The organism is Acidithiobacillus sp., assembly GCF_023229925.1.
In the GTDB taxonomy this organism is placed as follows: domain Bacteria; phylum Pseudomonadota; class Gammaproteobacteria; order Acidithiobacillales; family Acidithiobacillaceae; genus Acidithiobacillus.
Window position 1 is genome coordinate 1,217,846 of record NZ_JALNYM010000001.1, and the last position, 21,550, is coordinate 1,239,395.

A 21,550-nucleotide genomic window follows, 5' to 3' on the forward strand; every position below is an offset into this window, starting at 1 on the left:
CTCATTCTCCTGTACCAACTTGGGCACCACTATGCATGGCGGTTTTCAGACGCGCCAGCAACTCGTCCCAGTCCACCCGGCGATTGTACCCCACTATATCCACCCTGGGCAGCCCTCGCCCCTGAAGGATCACAAAACCCGAATCCTCTGTCCCCACTCCAGACAATTCGGCGACACCATCCTGGAGATGCACGCCCATCCCCAGATGCGCGTATGCAAAGGTCTTGAACATCCGCAGAAACATGCCCTGAAAAAATCCGCTGATGCCGTTACCGCCGCCCAGCCTGGTAAGATTCTGGACCGCCGCATAGCTGATTTTCTGAGACACGCCTTGAACAGGAACCGTATGAAATTGCGCCTGAAAAGCCTCCGGCGACCAGTTCAACAGAGTGAGATTTTTTACGTTACCACTGAGCACCCCGCTGATGTACCCAAAGTGGAAGGCGTCCGTCAAGGGCTTCAGTTGCAACCCGGCAATCCCGATGTTAGCCCGCAGCAGGGGTAAAACACCGAGGAAATTCTCGATATGCAGATCGCCCACCCGCACCTCGCCTCCGAACACCTGGGCGGAGAGTGCGCCGCTGGTGGTGATGTCTCCCGCGTGATACTGCAGTTCCGGGATGATGGCCGATACCGTCCCGGTAAACGGCGGCCAATGCATGATCCTGGTCAATTGGGCCATGCTGACCCCTCGCAAGTCGCCGCTCATGCTAAAACCCGACCGCGGTCCTGCCCAACGTGCCGCCAGATGCCGAAAATGCAGTTCGCCCCCCAGCAGGGCCAGGGTGAAAGGCTGTTGCAACTGAAAGCCCTGGGGATTGAGGAACAGCTCAGCATGCAGCGGACCCGCAGGAATATGATAGAGTTCCGCAGACTGCCAGCGAAGCACCGCGTCAGAGGTCTTGCCGGTACGACTCCAGGCACCCTGGCTATTCACGCCCGTCACCGCAAGATCCCCCCTGGGACTGGAAATAGCCGCGTTGCGCAGATCCCATTTCAGCGCACGCAGACCACCCTCTCCCGCCACGGAAAAATGCACTTGCCCCGCGGCCTGCAACTGGGCCGCGAGACCGCCGGGGGGAGCCAGCGGTTTAATCCAGTTCGCATACAGGGGCGCCATCGCCACATCCATGTCCCGGATCTGCCAGCGCAGCACCCCGCCCCGAGTCGGCCGGTACAACGCAAAACCACCCTGCCCGAGGCCGGGCCAGCGGATGCTTCCCTGGTCCAGTTGCCAGGCCTTGGCCGTCTGTTGCCAGCGGGTTTGTATCCGCACCGGCGCGGCGGGGGCTGTCCAGTACCATGGACTCCAGAGGACACCCCCCCGGGTCCAGCGCATCCGGGCAGTGCCGTGCCATTGCCCGGTATATACACCGTCCCCTTGGAGCTGCAATGCGACACCCTGGGCGGCCTGCAAACCGTCCGGGCTACTGAACTGGAGCTGGCTACACTGCAGTTCAAAAGCCATTTGACGAGCCTTTGCCCAGCTTGCGCCCTGCGCCCGGACTTGCCAACGCGCCTGCCCTGAGGTCTGCCAGGTGGCGGGCAGCAGGGTAAATGCGTGCACCAGACCGGCAACCGGCAGGCTGCCCGCACCCGTCAGATGCCACTGTCCGGCGGCGGTACTCTGCACCTGCACGCGGGTGCTGCCGAATTGCGCGCCTCGCAAGGCCAGCATGGCCTGCCCACTGCCGCCCACCTGCCGCAACTGCACGTGCCCATCGCCATGCAGTGCACCCCACGGGCTGCCGTCCACCGCCAGAAGACCCTGACGACATGCCCAACCCTGCGCCGTCTGGAGCCCGCATTGCAGCCGGGCACGCTGCCAGAACTTGTGTTTACCCACCTGCACGACGCCCGCCGCCAGACGCAACTGATCGCCCTGCGCCGATGTGGTCAGCGTCACCCGCGGGTGCTGGGCTGTCCAGCCCGCTCCGCTTATCTGTGCGGCGCTGATTTCCAGAATTTGTGCCCCGGCCACGCCGCTGCTAGCGAGCCCCAGGCACAGCGTCATAGACCACCGGACGGCTATCGGCAAAGCCCTGCTGCGCCCGTGCATCATGCTCTCAAGCCGGAAAAACACCCGTAGAGAGGTAACGGTCACCCCGGTCACAGATAATGGCAACCACCACACCATGCTCCAGCTTTTGTGCCACTCTGATAGCCGCTGCTACCGCGCCGCCAGAAGATATGCCGGCCAGCACCCCTTCTTCCCGCGCCAGACGACGGGTCATTTCTTCGGCTTCTTCCTGGCTCACATCAACAATCTGATCAACAGACTCAGGATGATAGATGCGCGGTAAATAGGCTTTCGGCCAACGGCGAATACCAGGAATTTTGGCCCCCTCCGTCGGTTGTACGCCGACAATCTGAATACGGGGGGACACTTCCCGCAAATAGCGGGAGGTGCCCATGATGGTTCCCGTCGTCCCCATGGATGAGACGAAATGGGTCACGGTTCCACGGGTATCGCGCCAGATCTCCGGCCCGGTACTGAGATAATGCGCCTCGGGGTTATCGGGGTTCGAAAATTGATCGAGCATGAAGCCCTCTCCCGCAGCTACCATCTGCTGCGCAAGATCAATAGAACCTTCAATACTCCGGGCGGCTGGCGTGAGAATCACTTCCGCACCGTAGGCACGCATCACCTGCCGCCTTTCGATACTCATGTTCTCCGGCATGATCAGCGTCATGGATAATCCCCGCACCGATGCCGCCATGGCCAGGGCAATACCCGTATTCCCGCTGGTGGGCTCGATCAGACGCGTAGAAGAAGTGATGGTGCCACGCTCCAACGCCCGGCGAATCATATTCACGGCGGGGCGATCTTTGACGGAACCCGCGGGATTGTTACCTTCCAGCTTCCCGAAAATCCGCACACCCGCATGCGGCGACAAGCGCCGGAGTTCACATAGGGGGGTATTGCCTACCCAATCCTCCAGACCACCCATCTCTGCCTCCTTCTGGGCAGTATTCAATAGTCAGCATCATAGACCCAATCTGCAAAATGCGGCTATCCTTTCTGGAAAAAGATCCGGGGGGATACCTCGCCTGCAGATCATCATCCTTGACACACAGGAATGCATCAACATGGAAGCAGCCCGGCATCGCAACACTTGGCATATTCATCCTGATACCGTAGCCCTCGCCCAAAGATTGGCAGCCGCCATTGCGCGTATGGCCCAAGAGGCTATTGCCGCGCGCGGCGCCTTCCATCTGGTGGTCGCCGGTGGCAACACCCCCCGCGCGGCTTATGCACTGCTTCCGCAACTCGGCCGGGACTGGCAGTGCTGGCACCTCTATCATGGGGATGAGCGCTGTCTTCCGCCCCAGAACCCGGAGCGCAACAGCCTGATGCTGGACACCGTCTGGCTGTCCCAGGTACCCATTCCGGCGCGGCAGATTCATCACATCCCGGCCGAGCGGGGTGCCGAAGTGGCTGCCCGCGACTACGCCGCGGAGCTTCCGTCGCATGCCTTCGATTTGGTTCTGCTGGGAATGGGGGAGGATGGCCATACGGCCAGCCTTTTCCCCGGCCACGACTGGGGCTTGAAAAAAAGCAGCCCCGCCACCCTCGCCGTCCACGATGCCGCCAAGGCGCCGCCCCAAAGGGTGAGCCTGAGCGGCTGGCGATTACAGTACACGCGGGAGATGTTTTTTCTCACCACGGGCAGCGGCAAGCGGATGGCACTCGCGGCCTGGTTACGGGGCGAACCCATTCCCGCCGCACTGGTAGGCACAGCAGCCGATGTCTGGCTGGACAACGCGGCCTGGCCGGAAACAGTGCCTGGGGCCATTTGACCCAGACCCCATAGCAACATCCCTCCCCACGTCGCCCCCGTGAATCCGGGTTTTGCGGGCGCCTCAGGCGGTGTTCAAGCTTTCGCTGCCCCGCCCTGCTGCTTGACCATGGACAGCGCCGTACCCACCAGCGCACCGATATTGCCCAGATCCGCCGGGATCACCAGACTGGTGCTCGCCTTGGCGAGATTACCCCATTTTTCGATGTAATCCTTGGCGAGCTGCATCTGCAAGGCCTCAATACCTCCCGGCGCCCGCGCCGCATCGCCGATGACGCGGATGGCGGCGGCAGTAGCTTCGGCAACCAACTGGATGGCGGCGGCCTCACCCTGGGCGCGCAACACTTCCGCCTGTTTGCGACCATCCGCGACGTTGATGTCCTGCTGACGTTGTCCCTCGGAAGTGTTGATCTGCTGCTGCCGTTGCCCTTCGGACTTGGCGATCAGTGCCCGCTTTTCCCGCTCGGCAGTAATCTGCAGCTCCATCGCGCGGATGATCTCCTGGGGCGGAGTAATATCCTTGATTTCATAGCGCAGTACCTTGACGCCCCAGTTAATCGCCGCCTCGTCCACCGATGCGGCGACGGCCGTATTCAGCAACTGTCGGGACGAAAGCGCCGCATCCAGATGCAATTTGCCAATCTCTGAACGCATGGTGGTCTGCGCCAGTTGTATCACCGAAATAAAGGGGTTGCTGGAGCCATAGGCCGCCTTTACCGAATCGGTAATCTGCAGATAGAGCACGCCGTCCACGGTCATTGTGGTATTGTCCAGGGAGATACAGACCTGCGCCGGCACCTCCATGGGCACCTCGCGCATGTCAAAACGGAAAGCAATGCGGTCCAGAAAAGGGATGATGAAATTCAGCCCCGGCTCCAGCACTGCATGATATTTACCAAGGCGCTCGACGACCCAGGCGCGCTGTTGAGGCACGACCCGGATGGTGGCCCGCAGAATGAAGAAGGCTGCAACAACAACAATCAGGATAACGATGAGGGAGGACATAATGGCTCCTTGCCAGAATTTTGCCGGGGTAGCACACCTAAATGTAGCAAGTTATCCGTCTTGGCGATGATGACGGCGCGGTCGCCCGGGCAAGGTGCAGGACCATCATCGACGACCGCCAGCCACTCGGCACCGCGATAACGCACACTGTACTGCTGATTGCTGTCCGGCCCGCTGACAACCTCCACGCCCTGCCCCAGATCAAAGTCTCCGAGATCTTTGGTTGCGGCAGCTAAACGATGACGTAGCCACAGTCCGGTGGGCAGCAAGACCAGACAAAATCCGAGAAAAACCCAGTGCAGCACCGCGCCAGGCAAAAGCAGCCCGGTGATCGCCGTAAACAGGGCCGCCAGCGCCACCGCCGCCAGATAGAACGTGCCCGTAAAAAGCTCCGCCAGCCCGGCGCCGAAAGCAATGACGACATAGACCATGAACATCGTCACCCCCAAGGTCATTCTGTCCCGGTCAACTGTAAATAAATCGCCCCGAGAGGCGGCAGCACCAGTTCCAGCGAATAAGGCAGCCCCATCCAGGCCAGAGCCTGGGCCTGCTGCGGCAAGTTACCGATATTGCCGCCGTGATAAGCGCCCGCATCACTGTTGAAGATCTCATGATATCGACCCGCCGATGGCACGCCCAAGCGATAATTGTGCCGTGGCACCGGCGTAAAATTGAACGCGGCCAGTACGAAGCCGCCATCCCGATCCCAGCGCAGAAAACTCAATACGGACTGGTCGGCGTCGTGACAATCCACCCAGGAGAAGCCCTCGCCGTGAAAATCCTGCACATGCAAAGCCGGGATATCCCGGTACAAATGCGCCAGATCCCGGCTCAATCGCTGAATACCCTGATGCCAGTCCCAATGCAGCAGGCCCCAGTCCAGGGCCTGCGCGCAATCCCACTCCCGTCCCTGGCCGAACTCGTTGCCCATAAAATTCAGTTTTTTGCCGGGATGGGCGAACTGGTAGCTGAAAAGCAACCGCAGGTTGGCAAAACGCTGCCAGGCATCTCCGGGCATCTTGTCCAACAGTGAACGCTTGCCGTGCACCACTTCATCATGAGACAGGGGTAACACGAAGTTTTCCGTATAGGCGTAAAGCTGGCTGAAGGTCAGATCGTTCTGGTGAAAGCGCCGGTAGACCGGGTCCTGCTCCAGATAAGCGAGGGTGTCATTCATCCAGCCCATATTCCACTTCATGGAAAAACCCAGGCCGCCCACATAGGTGGGGCGGGAAACCATTGGCCAGGACGTGGACTCTTCAGCGATGGTAAGGATACCCGGATGGCGCTCATTGAGGACCACATTCATCGCGCGCAGAAAATCGATGGCCTCCAGATTCTCACGGCCACCGTACTGATTGGGAATCCACTCGCCTTCCTGACGCGAATAATCCCGGTAGAGCAGGGACGCCACCGCGTCCACGCGCAACCCGTCGATATGGAAGCTGTCCGCCCAGTAACAGGCATTGGCCAGCAGGAAACCGCGCACCTCATTGCGCCCGAAGTTGAAAATGTAAGTGCCCCAGTCGCTGTGCTCGCCTTCGCGCGGGTCGGCATGTTCATACAGCGCGGTGCCGTCAAAACGCGCCAGCCCCCAGTCATCCTTAGGGAAATGCCCCGGCACCCAGTCCAGGAGCACGCCGATGCCCGCCCGATGAAAGTGGTCTACAAAGGCGCGGAAGGCATCGGGAGCACCAAAACGACTAGTGGGCGCAAAATAGCCGCTCACCTGATAGCCCCAGGATTCATCCAAAGGGTGCTCCATCACCGGCATCAACTCAATGTGGGTATAGCCCATGTCTTTACAGTAGATTGCCAGGCGCTCCGCCAGCGTCTCATAACTAAGAAAATGGCCCAACGCATCACGCTGCCAGGAACCGAGATGCACCTCGTAGATGTTCATGGGGGCATGTTGCCAATCCTGACTCACCCGCGCCGCCATCCAGTCCCGATCGGCCCAGACGTGATTCGTCTCCACCACCCGCGCTGCAGTGCTGGGTCTGAGCTCAAAAGCATGGGCATAGGGGTCGGTCTTGACAAAGACGACCCCGGAATCGCGGTGGCGCAGCTCAAATTTGTAGATTTCGCCAACAGCCAGATCGGGGACAAACAATTCCCAGATGCCGCTCTGACCGCGCGCGCGCATGGGATGAGTGCGGCCGTCCCAATCATTGAAATCGCCGACGACGCTGACCCGCTCGGCATTGGGCGCCCAAACGGCGAACGATACACCATCCACCCCCTCGTGATGGCGACGATGCGCGCCGAGATGACGATAGGCTTCATAAAGGCGCCCCTCGCTGAAAAGATAAACCTCCAGATCCCCCAGCACCGGACCGAAGACATAGGGATCGTAGCGTTCGTGAAGCCCGTGCCGGTCTTCCCAGCGCAAGCGGTAGGGCACCGGCATGACCTCGCCATGATGGTTGAAGACGCCGTCGCGATGAGTCTGCTCCATGGCCACCCATCCCTTCGGCGTCTGTATCTCCACGCGGAATGCGCCAGGTAGAAAAGCCCTCTGCACGGCCTGCTGACCGGCTACATGCTGGCCCAGCCAGGCGAAAGGGTCCTGGTGACGCGCTTCACAGATCGCCAATTGGTCTTCACTGTCGCCGGACATCTCTGTCGCCGTACCACTGCGCTTTTGTATTGCCGTCACCGCACCCTCCTCTACCTGCATCCGGGGGGAACCCGTTTTCACTTTGATATCATGCCAGCGCCTTCTGAGCATAACACATCCAGAAAGCAGTGCCGTTCCACCGGATGCGACGCTCTTTCGTATACAGAGTCCTTGCCGATACTGGTCAAGTTCAGTACCTTAAAGACCAGCGCATCGACAATCTTACCTATACTGCAGGCAGGATTGTATTTATGCCAAAAAAGGAGAGGGTCATGTCGGAAGAAGGCGGTCTCGGAGTAGCCAATTCACCCCGCTTCGTCAGCAACCTGACCAAGAATACCCTAGCTCTGGTGCTCGCCGGGGGGCGGGGCAGTCGTCTCGGTCCACTGACCGACTGGCGCGCCAAACCGGCAGTCCCCTTCGGCGGTAAATTCCGCATCGTCGACTTCTGCCTCTCCAACTGCCTTAACTCCGGTATTCGTCGCATTGGTATCCTCACCCAGTACAAATCCCATAGCCTCATCCGTCATATCCAGCTTGGCTGGGGTTTTCTTCGCGGCGAGTTCAGTGAGTTCACCGAGATTCTTCCCGCCCAGCAGCGCATGAATACCGGCTGGTACAAAGGCACCGCCGACGCCATCTTCCAGAATATTGACATCCTCCGTGCCCATCGACCGCGCTATGTAATTATCCTGGCGGGTGATCATATTTATAAAATGGATTACGGTCAGATGCTTGCCGAGCACGTCCAAAGCCAGGCCGACATGAGTGTCGCCTGCATTGAGGTGCCGTTGGAAGAAGCCAAGTCCTTCGGCGTCATGACCGTCAACAGCGAGGACCGTATCACTGCCTTTACCGAAAAGCCCCAGGACCCGGTGCCCATCCCCGGCAGTCCCGATCGCGCCTTGGCGAGCATGGGTATTTACGTGTTCAACACCGACTTCCTCTACGAACAGCTCATTCGCGATTCCGACAGCCACAATTCCACCCATGACTTCGGTAATGACCTTATTCCTTACATGGTCCCACGCTACCGGGTGATGGCGCATCGTTTCCGTAATAGTTGTATTTCCAGTTCCGGGGGAAGCAACAGCCGCTGTTACTGGCGGGATGTGGGCACGGTGGATGCCTACTGGTCCGCCAACATCGACCTCGTACATGTCACTCCCGATCTCGACCTCTATGACAGCCGCTGGCCGATCTGGACTTATCAAGAACAATTGCCGCCGGCCAAATTCGTGTTTGACGATGAAGGCCGCCGGGGCATGGCGCTGGACAGCATTGTTTCCGGTGGCTGCATCATCAGCGGTGCCACCGTTCGCCGCTCCCTGCTCTTCTCCAACGTGCGGGTCAATGACGGACACACCCTGATTGAAGACTCGGTCATCCTGCCCAACGTTCGCATGGGCGAAGGTGCGCGCCTGCGCAAGGTGGTTGTGGACAAGGGTACTATTGTACCGCACGGGCTGGTGGTCGGTGAAGATCCGGCCGAAGACGCCCGCCGTTTCTATCGCACACCTAACGGCGTAACCCTGATTACCCCGGAGCTACTTGGTCAGCAACTACATTTTGTGAGGTAATGCCTATGCTCCCGGCGCGCGCGCTTCATGTCATTTTCTGTTGGCACATGCACCAGCCGGATTACCGCGATGCCGACGGCTTCTACGCCTTGCCGTGGACCTATCTGCATGCCTGCAAAGATTATTCGGACATGGTGGCCCACTATGAGGAGAACCCCCTTGCCCGGGGGGTGTTTAACATCGTGCCGATTCTGGTCGAGCAGTTGGAGGACTACACTGCGCAGTTTCAGAGTGGACAGTTTCGCGATCCGCTACTGATTGCACTTGCCACGGAGGATCTCAAGACACTGTCCAGGGAACAGCGGCATTTTCTTCTGGAGCAATGTTTTCGCCTCGACCCCGAGCATATGCTCAACCCTTTTCCTCGCTATCGTCGACTCCATGAGATTTATCAGCTCATGCTGGAGGACGTGAACGAGATAGCGGATTATCTCTCGGTTCAATACATCGCGGACCTCGTGGTCTGGTATCACCTGGCGTGGACCGGAGAAACCGTGCGGCGCGGCAGCCCCTTTCTCCAGTCGCTGTTCGCCAAAGGCCGTGGTTTCAGCCAGGACGACCGTCGGCAACTGGTGGCTTTTCTCGGCGAACTCATCGCCGGCCTGATTCCCCGGTATCGCGCTCTGGCGGAAGCGGGGCGCATCGAAATTTCCACCACCCCCTACTACCATCCCATCGGCCCGCTGTTGCTCGACTTCACGGCGGCGCGAGAGGCAGTGGCGGACGCGCCGTTGCCTGCCTGCCCGGCCTATCCCGGCGGCGCTGAACGCGCGCGCTGGCACATCGAGCGGGCGCAGAATAGCCATCCCCCGCATTTCGGGGTGCCAGCGCAGGGTATGTGGCCCGCAGAAGGAGGCGTCTCTGCCGCCTTTGTCGAAATGATCGGCAACGCCGGTGTACGCTGGACTGCCTCTGGTGAAGGCGTACTGGCCCACAGCCTGCTCCTCGGCGAGGATGACAGCGCCCCACGCGGCCGGGCGGAATACTTGTACCGCCCCTATCGACTGCAAGGGCAGGGCCCGGCACTCTTCTTCCGTGACGATGCGCTCTCCGACACCATCGGCTTCGACTACAAAACCTGGTCCGGGCACGATGCCGTCACGGACTTTATCCACAAACTGGAAGCTATATGGCGGCAGACGGAGCATGAAGAAAACCCCGTCGTCAGTGTTATTCTCGATGGCGAAAACGCTTGGGAATACTATCCTTACAATGGTTATTACTTTCTCTCTGAGCTCTATAAATCCCTGGCTAATCACCCCCACATCCAGATGTGTACCTTCAGCGATTTCGTCAACAACCATCCAGATGACATGAAAGCCATACCCCGCCTGGCCGCAGGGAGCTGGGTCTACGGCAGCTTCAGCACCTGGATCGGCGACGCCGCCAAGAATCGTGCCTGGGACTTGCTCTGCGCCGCCAAACAGGATGTGGATCAGCATCTCGGGCAATTGCCTGCGGAGCAGCAGGCCCGCATTCTCGAACAACTTGGCCGCTGTGAAGGCTCCGACTGGTTCTGGTGGCTGGGTGATTACAATCCCTCAGACTCGGTGCGCGATTTTGACCATCTGTATCGTCTTAACCTCCGCAAACTCTACACCCTGATGCAAATCCCCGCCCCCGACACCCTCAGCGAGCCCATCAGCCACGGCGGCGGCGCAGCGGAGGCCGGTGGTACCATGCGCCGCACCCACGCCAAGGACCCTGAATGACCCACAGCACCCCGCTCCTCCTCGGCGTCCATGCCCACCAACCGGTCGGCAACTTCCCCCACGTCATCGACGATGCCGTATATCGCTGTTATCACCCATTTTTAGAGGCGATGCACAGCTTTCCTGAGTTTCCCTTTGCCATCCACATCAGCGGCTGGCTGCTTTCCTATCTGATTGACCGGCACCCCAGGACCATCACCTTGCTACAGGAGATGGTGGCCCGCAATCAGGCGGAGCTGGTAGGTGCGGGTGATACAGAGCCGGTGCTTGCCGCGATTCCCCACGCCGACCGCATCGCCCAGATTGAGGCCATGGCCAGCCGGCTGGAGAAACACTTCGGACAGCGTCCGGTCGGGGCATGGCTCACGGAACGGGTCTGGGACCCCAGTGTGGTGCCCGCCCTCAACGAAGCCGGGGTACGCTACGTTATGGTGGACGACTATCATTTCCTCTGTGCGGGCGCGGCAGAACGTCAGCTTGGCGGCTTCCACCGCACCGAGGAAAATGGTCGAAGCATCGACGTTTTTCCCATTTCCGAGGCGCTACGCTACCGACTACCCTTCTCCGAAGCCGCCACCGCCGTGTCGTACATTGAAAGTATTTCTGAACAGCATCCGGGCAGCGCCGGTATCTATTTCGACGACATCGAGAAGTTTGGTGTCTGGCCGGAGACCTATAGCTGGGTGTACGAGAAAGGCTGGCTGGAGCAATTCCTGGGTGGCGTGCTCGACTCGGCACACATTCAGCCGGTGCGCTTCCGGGACTATCTGGCACAGAACCGCCCCCAGGGCATCATCTATCTGCCGACGGTATCCTACAGCGAGATGAACGAATGGACCCTGGCCCCCGATGCGGCGCGCTGCTATGCAGCCTTCCTGGAGCAGGAAAAAACCGCGGGCCGGCTGGAAAAGCGCAAAGCCCTGATCCGCGGCGGCACCTGGAAAAACTTCCTGACCCGCTACCCGGAATCCAACTGGATGCACAAGCGCATGCTGCAGCTCTCCCAGCGCTTCCATGCCTTACCCAAGCGCCAGCAAAGCAAAACCATGCGCGCAGATCTGCACGAAGCGCAGGCCAACGATGCCTACTGGCACGGACTCTTCGGGGGTATTTATCTGCCCCACCTGCGGCGCGCCGTCTTCAACGCCATCGTCCGTCTGGAGGCACAACTGGACCGGATTCAGGCACGCCCTGCCTTGGAGATGACTGACGTGGACATGGACGGGGTTGGCGAACTGCTCTACCACAATCACGCCCTCCAGTTGATTATCCGCCCGGAGCCAAGCGCCGCCGTGGTGGAGTGGGATTGCTACGCGCTGCGGCACAATCTCGGTGATACCCTGGCCCGCCGTGATGAGGCCTATTATGACAAGATTCGTCACGGCACCATTGCGCATGAAGCCCCCGGCGAGGGCATTGCTTCCGCCCACGACCGCGTCAGCTTCAAAACCGACATCAGCGCTGAAGACCTTACCCCGGACACCACACCCTGCCACAGCTTTCAGGAATGGATTGACGAGAGCGCTGTCACCTACAGCGAAAGCAGTTTGCAAGATGCCCCGCACTTTTCCGGCGGCGTCGTGGACGAATGGGCAGTCAGCAAACGCTACACCCTTGCGGAAAATCGCCTCACGGTGGACTATCGGATTGAGTCGGCCCGCCAGCAGGTAGAAGCGCAGCGTTTCCGTACCCAGCTCTTTCTGGCCATGCCGAGTTGCGATGGCCCAGCGGGCCAGTTTTTTGCCAATGGCCGTTCACAGGGCGGCTTTGGCGAGCCCATTCAGGGTGAAGCGACCGGGGAAATCGTCCTGGAGGATATGGTTATGGGCGGTAAAATCGTCCTGCATTTCAACCCGCCGGTGCGTTGGCGAAGCGCGCCGCACCTGACCGTCTCACAATCGGAAGCCGGCTTCGAGAAGATCATGCAGGCTTTACGCCTGGAACTGGAATGGCCGGTGCAAGCGGGCAAAGCGCACGTCATAGAAATACAAGCCGCAGTCATTCCCCATGGCTGAGGGCCTGACCATCGGCATTGACGTGGGCGGCACCAACCTGCGCTTTGGCGTCTTTCGTGGCAATGATTTTCTGGACTCCACGCGCAGTGAAGTGGATTTACGCGAGCAATGCCGCCAAGCGGCGGACCCGGAGACCGCAGCCACGCTGGTCGCCACGCTCCTGACTAAAGGCATCGCCGATCTGCGTCGACATCATCCCGATATTGCGCGGGTAGGTATTGCTTTCCCGGGCTTTATCAACGATGACGGCGTATTGCTGCAATCCCCCAACATTCCGCAACTGATTCAATTCGATCTGCAAACCGCCATGCGCACCGCTTGCCAACTCCCCGTCCTGGTCGAAAATGATGCCAACGCAGCGGGTTATGGCGAATTCTGGGAGGAACGTCAGGAGCGACCGGAGTTGCAAAATCTGCTCTATGTCGGTCTCGGTACGGGGGTCGGTGGTGGCTGGATTCATCAGAGCCATCCCTGGCGCGGCGATCATGGCATCGCCATGGAAATCGGCCACATTATCGTGGTACCGGGGGGGCGGCGCTGCGGCTGCGGCAATCAGGGTTGCCTGGAGCAATACGCCTCGGCGCGCGGGGTACAATCCAGTTACGTGGAGTTGACGGGTACCGCGCCAGATACCGCCGCCATCGCGCAAATGGCCCGCGATGGTCACAGTGAAGCCGTGAGCGCTTTTCAGATGGCTGGCGGCTATCTGGGGCAGGCACTGGCCCATATCCTCAAGGTAACCGATGTCGGCGTGGTGAGAGTTGGCGGCGGTATGAGCGCCGCTTGGGACCGCTTTGCCCCAACCATGCTGCAGCGCCTCGATGCGGATCTGATCCCCGCTTTGCGCGGCAATGTCGAGGTGAAGCGCGGTAATGATGATGACCTCGCCGGCATGCGCGGCGCCGCGCTGCTCGCTGATCAGGCGTTTTTACACGACTGATGCGTATCGGTATCTTTGACTCGGGAATCGGCGGCATCAGCACCCTGCTGGCCTGCCTGCGCTACCTGCCCGATGCGCACTATCTTTTTTATGGCGACAGCGCCCACGCCCCCTACGGCGACAAAAGCCCTGCGCAGGTGCGGCAGTGGACGGAAGCAGCCTATGCCTGGTTCATCGCCGCGGGCGTAGATGCGGTGGTGCTCGCCTGCAATACCGCTACCAGTGCCGCCGTCGCGCCGCTGCGGGAGCGCGCCGACGTACCCATTATCGGCATCGAACCCGCCATCAAGAAGGCGCTCGAAGATCACCCGCAGGGCGAAATATTACTCCTGGCCACCGCCGTTACCGTCAGCGGCGTCAAATTGCAAGAACTGTTGGATCGTCTTGAAGGCGGCCCGGAGCGTGTCCGCCCCCTCGCCTGCTCCGGTCTCGCCGAAATTGTCGAAACACAGGATGCACAGTGGCGCGAACGCGCCAGCCGCTATCTGCAAGTGCAGGTCCGGCCAGCGCAACAACAGGATACACGGGCCGTTGTCCTGGGCTGTACCCATTACTGTTGGATAGGCGACCTGATACGCGATGTTCTGGGCCGCGACATTGCTGTTGTCGATGGCAATGATGGGGTGGCCCGTCAGTTGTGTCACCGCCTGAACATCCCCACCGAGACGGGTGTAATGCCCCCACTACCCAGTCATGCGCGGATATCCCTGCACTTCACCACCGACAATGACGTAAAAAGCCACCTGGCTCGCCAGCTTTTGGCCGCAAGCGGGGTGCGCATGGATTCGCAGCCCGATTCGCCCCTCTGACCCATAGGGAGGCTATATCAGCAGTGGCACCGCCAGAGCCAGGGCATGAATGGCAATACCGATCATTCCGCCCACCAGCGTCCCGTTGACGCGAATGTACTGTAGATCCGTACCTACCCCTTCCTCCAGGAGGCGGACCATGTCCTTATCCGGCCAGGCATGTATCGTCGCTTCGATGTGCTGAGCCAAACCGTCGCGCAGGGCAGGCGCCAAACGACGAGCGCTGTCCTCCAGGTAGCCATTCAGCGCATCCTGCAATGCCGGTTGCTCGCCCAGGAAAAAGCCCAGTTGCTGCGACAAACGCTGCACCTGCCCCTGTAACCGGGAATCCGGGCGCTGCAGGTCGGTTTCCAGCCAGGAGCGCAGATCGCGGAGTAGGCCATCCACATAGGCCTGCACCGCCGGATGGGCAATCAAACCATGCTGCCAGCGCTGCACCCGAGCCTGGAAGGTGGCATCCGTCTGCAAACGCAGAATGGCATCCTGCATCCAGCGATCAAAGGCCAGGCGGCGGGGATGCTCCGGGTCATCCGCGATTTCCTGCAACAACTGATGCGCCGCCTTCACCAGATTGCGGGCCAGATTCTCACTCAGCGTGGCCGGGTCCATGACCGCCCCCATCCACGCGAACAGGGTCGGATAGGCGCGCTTGAGCATCGCCCCGATCTGATCCGCCAGCAGGCTTTGGGTATCTTCACCATCCAGCCAGCGGCGCAGGCGCTGAATGCCATCGTCAAGCAGTGCCTGGTGCCGGTGATCTTCGGTCAGCAACGCCAGAATACTCCCCACCCAGCGCGCGCCGTCTATGCCCTGCAGTTGCCGCCCCAACGCAGCGCGCAGCGCGGTGCGCAATTCGCGGTCATCACTGAGGGCCAACCCTTGTTGGAGCAAGGCCGTCATCTGCCGGGCCAGCAGCGCGCTGTTCCCGGCATCACTCAGCCACTGCGCCAGCCAGGTGGCCGGATCGGCGCGTCGCAACAGGCGCACAATGGCCTCGGCCTCTAGAAAGTGTTCGCGGATAAACTCCGCCAGACGGCGCGCCAGACGCGCCTTGTTCCGCGGCAGGATCGCCGTGTGCGGAATGGGCAATCCCAAGGGATGCCGGAAGAGTGCGACCACCGCAAACCAGTCCGCCAAAGCACCCACCATGGCCGCCTCCGCAAAGGCCCCCGCCCAGGCCCAGGACCCGGCAAAGTCATGTGCTGCCGCCACCAGAAACAGCGCCAGCGCCCCCAGCAATAAACCCAGCGCCCAGCGGCGCAGCACACGTAGTCTTTGAGTCCGATCTGGTTTAGCGGCGGTCACTATAGCTCCTGTAGGTGAGGGCGGGCACGGGCGCATCCCTGGGGTGTCTGGCCAGGAGTTTAGCAGAAGGCAGCGCTTGCCCGGTAAAAGTGCGGCAAGGGCTTGAAGCACTGACAGCGCCGGTCGTAGCATGGACAGGCGACAAGAGAAGGCCTATAGGGGGAGCACATGCGTCTGTTTTTAGCTATTTTTCTGCCATTTCTGGTATTTTTCACTATTGGCCGCCCGATTGCGGGGATTGTTTGCCTGATTTTGCAGATCACGCTGATCGGCTGGGTGCCCGCGGCCATCTGGGCGGTGTATGCGCTGAGTCAGTACAAGACGGACAAGAAGATTGAAAGGGCGTTGGGGAGGTAACATAGGATTGCCAGTGCCATGATCAGGCACCATCGCCCGTAGCTTTTTGCGTCGTATGCGCCGCCTCGAAGATCTCGCGTGCCAGTATCGGGAATACCCTGCGCTGGCAAGGTGGCGATGGATTTCAGCAATCATTGGGCCTTTTCCGAATGATGTTTTTAACCGATCTTTAGTGAATTTATCGGCCGTTTTAGAGTATAAGTACCCCGTACATGGCATTGAGCATACCCTCAACCGCCGCTCGCGCCACGCGCACATCCCCCCAAGCAGAACCATATCAATGGTTCCGCTTGGGTTATTTACCAATCACCAAAAGGTACGGGTCAAAACGGAATATCATCATCAAAATCCTCCGCCGGCACGGGCGGCATCTCATTCTTCCGCGAACTCCCCGCACTGCTGCCACCACTCGGCCGGGACTGATCTTCTTCATCGAAGCTAGCCGCACCGCCGCTACCGCCCCCACGCGCGCCCACCAGTTGCAGACGGTCTCCCACGATCTCCGTGGTGTAACGCTCCTGCCCTTCCTTGTCGGTCCACTTGCGCGTCTGCAGGCGGCCTTCCACATAGGCCATGCTGCCTTTGCGCAGGTATTCGCCGGCGATTTCCGCAGTGCGTCCGAAGAGCACCACCCGATGCCATTCGGTGCGCTCCTGCTTGTTGCCTTCCTTGTCCTTGAAGGTCTCAGAAGTCGCGACGCTGAAGTTCGCGATGGCACCGCCGCTGGGCTGATAGCGCATCTCCGGGTCCCGTCCCAGATGCCCCAACAATATGACCTTGTTCACTCCCGCCATCGTCTGATCTCCTTATCTGCAGGGGACGGGTGTCCCCGAAAGCTTTATACTAACCCATTGTCCCCAAAAAGAGCATGTCGGCTGCATGGAACACATCCATATCCGGGGCGCCCGCACCCACAACCTCAAAAATATCTCCCTTACCTTACCGCGCGACCGCCTCATCGTCATCACCGGGCTGTCCGGATCGGGCAAGTCGTCACTGGCCTTCGACACCCTCTACGCTGAGGGACAGCGCCGCTATGTGGAAAGCCTCTCGGCCTATGCCCGCCAGTTTTTATCCCTCATGGGCAAGCCCGATGTGGACGCGATTGAAGGACTGTCGCCAGCCATCGCCATAGAGCAGAAATCCACCTCCCATAACCCCCGTTCCACCGTCGGCACCGTCACCGAGATTCACGACTATCTGCGCCTGCTCTACGCCCGTGCGGGCACCCCCTGGTGCTGCGGCGCGCCCATTCAGAGTCAGACCATCAGCCAGATGGTCGATCAGCTCCTGGCCCTGCCCGAAGGCGAAAAGCTCATGATCCTGGCGCCGGTGCTGCGTGATCGCAAAGGCAGCCACGAGGACATCATCGGCAGCCTGCGTGCCCGTGGCCTGATCCGCGCCCGGGTGGATGGTCAACTCCTCGAACTGGACGAAATCCCCGCGCTGGACAAGAAGCGCAAGCATCGCATCGAGGCCGTCATCGACCGGCTGGTGCTGCGCGACGATAGCGGGCCGCGCCTGGCCGAATCGCTGGAAACCGCCCTCAGCCTCGCCGAGGATCAGGCCATCGTCGTCCTCATGGGACCACAGCATGCGGAAGAGCGACTGTTTTCCGCTCACCATGCCTGCCCCAGTTGCGGGCGCTCCTTTCCGCCTTTGGAGCCGCGCCTCTTCTCCTTCAACAATCCCGCCGGGGCCTGCCCGCGCTGTGACGGTCTCGGCGAGATCACCTTTTTTGACCCCGACCTGATCGTCCCCAATTCGGAACTGAGCCTGCGTGATGGGGCCATCGCCGCCTGGACCAAGCGCCATCAAGAGCACTACGCGCCCCTGCTCACGGCGCTGGCCGCACACTTTCATTTTTCCCTGGACACCCCATGGCGGGATCTGCCTTTCGACATCCGCGAGCAGATTCTCCACGGCAGCTCCGAACGCATCACCGTCCAGCAAGGGGCGCGCAGCCACAAGCTGAGCTTCGAGGGCGTCATTGCCGGTCTGGAGCGGCGCCTGCGCGAAACCCAGTCCAATCTCATCCGCGAAGAAATCATGCGTTATATGGGCCGCCTGCGTTGCCCCGTCTGTAATGGCAGCCGCCTGCGCGAAGAGGCGCGCATGGTCAGGGTTGGCCCACTGGCCATTCAGGAAGTCTCGGCGCTGTCCATTCGCGCGTCATTGCAACACTTCACCCATCTGCAACTGGAAGGGCAGGAAGCCCTCATCGCCGAGCGCATCCTCAAGGAAATCGGCAGTCGTCTGAAGTTTCTGGTGGATGTCGGCCTCGACTACCTCAGCCTCGACCGCTCCGCCGAAACCCTCTCCGGTGGGGAAGCGCAGCGCATCCGTCTCGCCTCGCAGATCGGCGCGGGGCTGGTGGGGGTGATGTACGTCCTCGACGAGCCCTCCATCGGCCTGCACCAGCGCGACAACGACCGCCTCATCGGCACCCTCAAGCATCTGCGCGATCTCGGCAACACCGTCATCGTCGTCGAACATGATGAAGATGCCATCCGCGCCGCCGATTATGTGGTGGACATGGGCCCCGGCGCCGGTACCCACGGCGGCGAAGTCATCGCCCAGGGAACCCCGGAAGAAATCCGCAGCAATCCCGGCTCTCTCACCGGACGCTATCTGACCGGAGACCTCTGCATCGCGGTCCCTGGGCGGCGGCGCGCCAATGTCAGCCAGCGCTGGCTGGAGGTGCAAGGCGCCACCGGCAACAATCTCAAGTCAGTAAACGCGCGTATCCCCATCGGCCTCTTCACCTGCATCACCGGGGTCAGCGGTTCCGGCAAATCCACCCTCATCAACGACACCCTCTACCCCGCCTGCGCCCGCGTGCTCATGGGCAGCAGCCAGAGCCCCGCGCCGCATCAGCATTTGCGCGGGCTGGAGGAACTGGACAAGGTCATCGCCATCGACCAAAGCCCCATCGGCCGCACCCCGCGCAGCAACCCGGCCACCTACACCGGACTCTTCACCCCCATCCGCGAGCTGTTCGCCGCCACCGGCGAGGCGCGCACCCGCGGTTACAATCCCGGCCGCTTCAGCTTCAACGTCAAGGGCGGGCGTTGCGAAGCCTGTGAGGGCGACGGCGTGATCCGGGTGGAAATGCACTTTCTGCCGGACATTTATGTGCCCTGCGACGTTTGCGGCGGCAAACGCTACAAGCGCGAGACCCTGGATGTCCACTACAAGGGCAAAAACATTCATGAGGTACTGGAGATGACGGTGGAAGATGCGCGGGCCTTTTTTGACCCCGTCCCCTCCGTCGCCCGCAAATTGCAGACCCTGCTGGATGTGGGCCTCGGTTACCTGTGTCTGGGCCAGTCGGCTACCACCCTCTCTGGCGGCGAAGCGCAGCGCGTCAAACTCTCCCGGGAACTCTCCCGTCGCGACACCGGGCGGACCCTCTATATCCTGGACGAACCCACCACCGGCCTGCACTTCCACGACATCGCCCTGCTCCTCGAGGTACTGCAGAAGCTGGCCGACGCGGGCAACACCATCGTCGTTATCGAGCACAATCTGGACGTCATCAAGACGGCAGACTGGGTCATCGACCTCGGCCCCGAGGGAGGTTCCGGCGGCGGCCAGATCATCGCCACCGGCACACCGGACGAAGTGGCGCACAATCCCCTGTCTCACACCGGGCATTATCTGGCGCGACATCTCAATCGTTGAGCTTTTTGCACACCTGCAGCCGATGCCGCAAAATAACCAATAACCATTGACTGGAGTTCACCGCATGCCCGTCCTCCCCGAACGCCGAGAGCAGATCCGCAGCGCCCACGCGGCGCTCATCCTGCAAGTCGTCGCCGCCTGCCAGAATGTCCATCTCCGGGCGCCGCTGGAAGAAAACCTGCGCGTCGCTGCCGCCAATGGCTGGGGCGAGCTGGTCGCCGTCATCCGCCAGATTCTGGCCGGGCAGCGTGAGCTGGGTCTACTGCAGGGGCTGGACGAAGAAGACAGTACCATCCTCGAATCCATCCTCATGGGCTTGCAAAATCCCGAAACCCTACCCAAGGCCAGTGATCAGGCTGACCCCACTCTTGCCGCCCCTGGCCTCGCCAGTGTTATCCTCGCTGCCCGCCGCGGTGAGCCGGAAGCCCTCGCCTGGCTGGGCCGTATGGCCACTCAGATGCAGCGAGCCGGCGGCGACATGGCGCGTATGGGCGCGGCCCTTGGTCCCCTCTCTCGGGGCCAGTACGACCGCCTCAAACTGGAGCGCGGCATGGGCCCCCTCGGGCGTAGCCTGCTCCAATCCGTGCTGGACGCCCTGGCTAAAGGTGAACAGCAGTAATTGCCCCGAAAACCGGCGCGCCTTGAAAAGGCCCCGTTTTGACCATACCTGCAACGGTAAATAAAGGCAGTGCAGTCTATCCTCTTCTTCACCTCTTCTTCTCAGGAGTTCGTATGGCTGTCAATGGACACGTTCTCGAAGTGAACCTCGGTAATTTTCAGGAAGCCGTTGTAGGGCTATCCCGGAAGGTGCTGGTACTGGTCGATTTCTGGGCGCCCTGGTGCGCGCCCTGCCGGGCATTGGGTCCGGTCCTCGAAAAACTGGCGGCGGAGATGGACGGCGCCTTCGTGCTCGCCAAGGTCAATTCTGACGAGAACGCCGACCTGTCGCGCCAGTATCAGGTACGTGGCATTCCGGCCGTCAAGGCCTTCAAAGATGGTAAAGTCGTCGATGAATTTACGGGTGCGCTTCCCGAATCCGCCGTGCGCCAGTTCATCAAGAAAAATCTGCCGTTGCCGGGCGATGAACTGCGCGTGCAGGCCCTTGACGCCATTGCCCAGGGCAAGGTAGCAGAGGCCGAACCATTGCTGGAACAAGCCATCGGCCTCAACCCCAGGAACGATCCTGCACGCCTGGCACTGGCACACCTAGCCATCCAGCAGGGCCGCCATGCCGACGCACAGGCTCAGATCGACGCCATGTCCCCCACTTTCCAAATGGAAACCGAGGTCGAGGGGCTGAAAGCGTTACTTGAATTCACTGAGATGGCCCGCAGCGCGCCACCCATGGCCGAACTGGAAGCTACCATTGCCAGCGAAAAGGGCGAGCCCCGTGCCCAGGCCATGTATCAGCGGTCTTTACTTTTGCTCTTGCAGGGACAGGAAGAAGCGGCCCTGGACCAACTCATCGAGATGGTGGAACGTCACAAAAACTACCAGGACGGCCTGGCCCGCAAAACCATACTGAAGATATTTGCTTTGCAGGGTAATCAGGGGCCTCTGGTGGAACGCTACCGGTCCCGCCTGTCCCGCGCTTTGCACTAAGGGTGTGGCTATCCGCCGCCGTCTCTCATTGAGATTTATGTGTTATGTTGTAATGGTCGGTCGGAACTCCCGGCCCTTTCCCAACGTCCAACCCAGGATGTACCGAGCTGCAAGACAAAAT

Annotated in this window: 17 protein-coding genes; 10 read left to right on the forward strand and 7 right to left on the reverse strand. The window is 60.6% G+C overall.

What is annotated here, in order from left to right; all coding sequences use genetic code 11:
• Position 1 precedes the first annotated feature (1 nt).
• A complete protein-coding gene (locus tag M0P56_RS06165) occupies positions 2–2,014 on the reverse strand; it encodes a hypothetical protein (RefSeq protein WP_291509158.1) in 2,013 nt (670 codons plus the stop codon).
• 52 nt (positions 2,015–2,066) lie between these two features.
• Entirely contained in the window at positions 2,067–2,951 is an 885-nt protein-coding gene (gene cysM / locus M0P56_RS06170) for a cysteine synthase CysM (protein WP_291509159.1), read from the reverse strand.
• Between the two features lie 139 nt (positions 2,952–3,090).
• On the opposite strand from cysM, the gene pgl reads away from it, so the two are divergent.
• Positions 3,091–3,801, forward strand: a complete 711-nt coding sequence (pgl, locus tag M0P56_RS06175; RefSeq protein ID WP_291509160.1) for a 6-phosphogluconolactonase — start codon at positions 3,091–3,093, stop codon at positions 3,799–3,801.
• Between the two features lie 74 nt (positions 3,802–3,875).
• On the opposite strand, the gene M0P56_RS06180 is transcribed toward pgl, so the two are convergent.
• Genes M0P56_RS06180 through glgB form a run of 3 tightly spaced genes read right to left on the reverse strand, consistent with a single transcriptional unit; the run spans position 3,876 to position 7,425 of the window.
• Positions 3,876–4,805 carry an SPFH domain-containing protein gene (locus tag M0P56_RS06180; RefSeq protein ID WP_291509161.1) on the reverse strand — a complete coding sequence of 310 codons (930 nt, stop codon included), beginning with the start codon at positions 4,803–4,805 and terminating at the stop codon, positions 3,876–3,878.
• Positions 4,781–5,260 carry a hypothetical protein gene (locus tag M0P56_RS06185; RefSeq protein WP_291509162.1) on the reverse strand — a complete coding sequence of 160 codons (480 nt, stop codon included), beginning with the start codon at positions 5,258–5,260 and terminating at the stop codon, positions 4,781–4,783. Before M0P56_RS06185 ends, M0P56_RS06180 begins: the two co-directional genes overlap by 25 nt.
• Positions 5,257–7,425 (reverse strand): 1,4-alpha-glucan branching protein GlgB, encoded by a 2,169-nt coding sequence (glgB, locus tag M0P56_RS06190; RefSeq protein WP_291509254.1) that lies wholly within the window; start codon positions 7,423–7,425, stop codon positions 5,257–5,259. The genes M0P56_RS06185 and glgB overlap by 4 nt, the downstream gene beginning before the upstream one ends.
• 272 nt (positions 7,426–7,697) lie before the next feature.
• Here glgB and glgC point away from each other — a divergent pair, with 272 nt between their 5' ends.
• From glgC to murI, 5 genes are read left to right on the forward strand one after another with little or no spacing between them, the layout of a single operon-like run.
• A complete protein-coding gene (glgC, locus tag M0P56_RS06195; protein ID WP_291509163.1) occupies positions 7,698–9,005 on the forward strand; it encodes a glucose-1-phosphate adenylyltransferase in 1,308 nt (435 codons plus the stop codon).
• 5 nt (positions 9,006–9,010) lie between these two features.
• Positions 9,011–10,717: a glycoside hydrolase family 57 protein gene (locus tag M0P56_RS06200; protein ID WP_291509164.1), complete on the forward strand. Its 1,707-nt coding sequence runs from the start codon at positions 9,011–9,013 to the stop codon at positions 10,715–10,717.
• On the forward strand, positions 10,714–12,732 hold the full coding sequence (locus tag M0P56_RS06205) for an alpha-amylase/4-alpha-glucanotransferase domain-containing protein (protein WP_291509165.1): 2,019 nt from the start codon (positions 10,714–10,716) through the stop codon (positions 12,730–12,732). Before M0P56_RS06200 ends, M0P56_RS06205 begins: the two co-directional genes overlap by 4 nt.
• Entirely contained in the window at positions 12,725–13,672 is a 948-nt protein-coding gene (locus M0P56_RS06210) for an ROK family protein (protein WP_291509166.1), read from the forward strand. The genes M0P56_RS06205 and M0P56_RS06210 overlap by 8 nt, the downstream gene beginning before the upstream one ends.
• Positions 13,672–14,481 (forward strand): glutamate racemase, encoded by an 810-nt coding sequence (murI, locus tag M0P56_RS06215; protein WP_291509167.1) that lies wholly within the window; start codon positions 13,672–13,674, stop codon positions 14,479–14,481. Before M0P56_RS06210 ends, murI begins: the two co-directional genes overlap by 1 nt.
• A 12-nt stretch (positions 14,482–14,493) precedes the next feature.
• On the opposite strand, the gene M0P56_RS06220 is transcribed toward murI, so the two are convergent.
• A complete protein-coding gene (locus tag M0P56_RS06220) occupies positions 14,494–15,786 on the reverse strand; it encodes a DUF445 domain-containing protein (RefSeq protein WP_291509168.1) in 1,293 nt (430 codons plus the stop codon).
• Between the two features lie 168 nt (positions 15,787–15,954).
• On the opposite strand from M0P56_RS06220, the gene M0P56_RS06225 reads away from it, so the two are divergent.
• The gene (locus tag M0P56_RS06225; RefSeq protein WP_291509169.1) at positions 15,955–16,143 is read left to right on the forward strand and encodes a YqaE/Pmp3 family membrane protein; all 189 of its coding nucleotides are present in this window, start codon (positions 15,955–15,957) and stop codon (positions 16,141–16,143) included.
• Positions 16,144–16,466: 323 nt separating this feature from the next.
• Here the strand turns inward: M0P56_RS06225 and M0P56_RS06230 are convergent, their stop codons facing one another.
• A complete protein-coding gene (locus M0P56_RS06230; protein ID WP_291509170.1) occupies positions 16,467–16,937 on the reverse strand; it encodes a single-stranded DNA-binding protein in 471 nt (156 codons plus the stop codon).
• Positions 16,938–17,022: 85 nt separating this feature from the next.
• On the opposite strand from M0P56_RS06230, the gene uvrA reads away from it, so the two are divergent.
• The 3 genes from uvrA to trxA all read left to right on the forward strand — a co-directional run bounded on the left by uvrA (position 17,023) and on the right by trxA (position 21,429).
• Positions 17,023–19,827: an excinuclease ABC subunit UvrA gene (gene uvrA, locus M0P56_RS06235; RefSeq protein ID WP_291509171.1), complete on the forward strand. Its 2,805-nt coding sequence runs from the start codon at positions 17,023–17,025 to the stop codon at positions 19,825–19,827.
• A gap of 64 nt (positions 19,828–19,891) precedes the next feature.
• Positions 19,892–20,446, forward strand: a complete 555-nt coding sequence (locus M0P56_RS06240; protein ID WP_291509172.1) for a hypothetical protein — start codon at positions 19,892–19,894, stop codon at positions 20,444–20,446.
• 113 nt (positions 20,447–20,559) lie between these two features.
• Complete coding sequence (gene trxA, locus M0P56_RS06245; protein WP_291509173.1) at positions 20,560–21,429, forward strand: thioredoxin; 870 nt, start codon at positions 20,560–20,562, stop codon at positions 21,427–21,429.
• The last annotated feature ends 121 nt before the right edge of the window (positions 21,430–21,550 follow it).

What these genes read in the sequence shown, in the direction of transcription:
- M0P56_RS06165 (WP_291509158.1), bottom strand. Translation starts at nt 2,014, where the DNA reads ATGACGCTGTGCCTGGGGCTCGCTAGCAGCGGCGTGGCCGGGGCACAA.
- cysM (WP_291509159.1), bottom strand. Translation starts at nt 2,951, where the DNA reads ATGGGTGGTCTGGAGGATTGGGTAGGCAATACCCCCCTATGTGAACTC.
- pgl (WP_291509160.1), top strand. Translation starts at nt 3,091, where the DNA reads ATGGAAGCAGCCCGGCATCGCAACACTTGGCATATTCATCCTGATACC.
- M0P56_RS06180 (WP_291509161.1), bottom strand. Translation starts at nt 4,805, where the DNA reads ATGTCCTCCCTCATCGTTATCCTGATTGTTGTTGTTGCAGCCTTCTTC.
- M0P56_RS06185 (WP_291509162.1), bottom strand. Translation starts at nt 5,260, where the DNA reads ATGACCTTGGGGGTGACGATGTTCATGGTCTATGTCGTCATTGCTTTC.
- glgB (WP_291509254.1), bottom strand. Translation starts at nt 7,425, where the DNA reads ATGTCCGGCGACAGTGAAGACCAATTGGCGATCTGTGAAGCGCGTCAC.
- glgC (WP_291509163.1), top strand. Translation starts at nt 7,698, where the DNA reads ATGTCGGAAGAAGGCGGTCTCGGAGTAGCCAATTCACCCCGCTTCGTC.
- M0P56_RS06200 (WP_291509164.1), top strand. Translation starts at nt 9,011, where the DNA reads ATGCTCCCGGCGCGCGCGCTTCATGTCATTTTCTGTTGGCACATGCAC.
- M0P56_RS06205 (WP_291509165.1), top strand. Translation starts at nt 10,714, where the DNA reads ATGACCCACAGCACCCCGCTCCTCCTCGGCGTCCATGCCCACCAACCG.
- M0P56_RS06210 (WP_291509166.1), top strand. Translation starts at nt 12,725, where the DNA reads ATGGCTGAGGGCCTGACCATCGGCATTGACGTGGGCGGCACCAACCTG.
- murI (WP_291509167.1), top strand. Translation starts at nt 13,672, where the DNA reads ATGCGTATCGGTATCTTTGACTCGGGAATCGGCGGCATCAGCACCCTG.
- M0P56_RS06225 (WP_291509169.1), top strand. Translation starts at nt 15,955, where the DNA reads ATGCGTCTGTTTTTAGCTATTTTTCTGCCATTTCTGGTATTTTTCACT.
- M0P56_RS06230 (WP_291509170.1), bottom strand. Translation starts at nt 16,937, where the DNA reads ATGGCGGGAGTGAACAAGGTCATATTGTTGGGGCATCTGGGACGGGAC.
- uvrA (WP_291509171.1), top strand. Translation starts at nt 17,023, where the DNA reads ATGGAACACATCCATATCCGGGGCGCCCGCACCCACAACCTCAAAAAT.
- M0P56_RS06240 (WP_291509172.1), top strand. Translation starts at nt 19,892, where the DNA reads ATGCCCGTCCTCCCCGAACGCCGAGAGCAGATCCGCAGCGCCCACGCG.
- trxA (WP_291509173.1), top strand. Translation starts at nt 20,560, where the DNA reads ATGGCTGTCAATGGACACGTTCTCGAAGTGAACCTCGGTAATTTTCAG.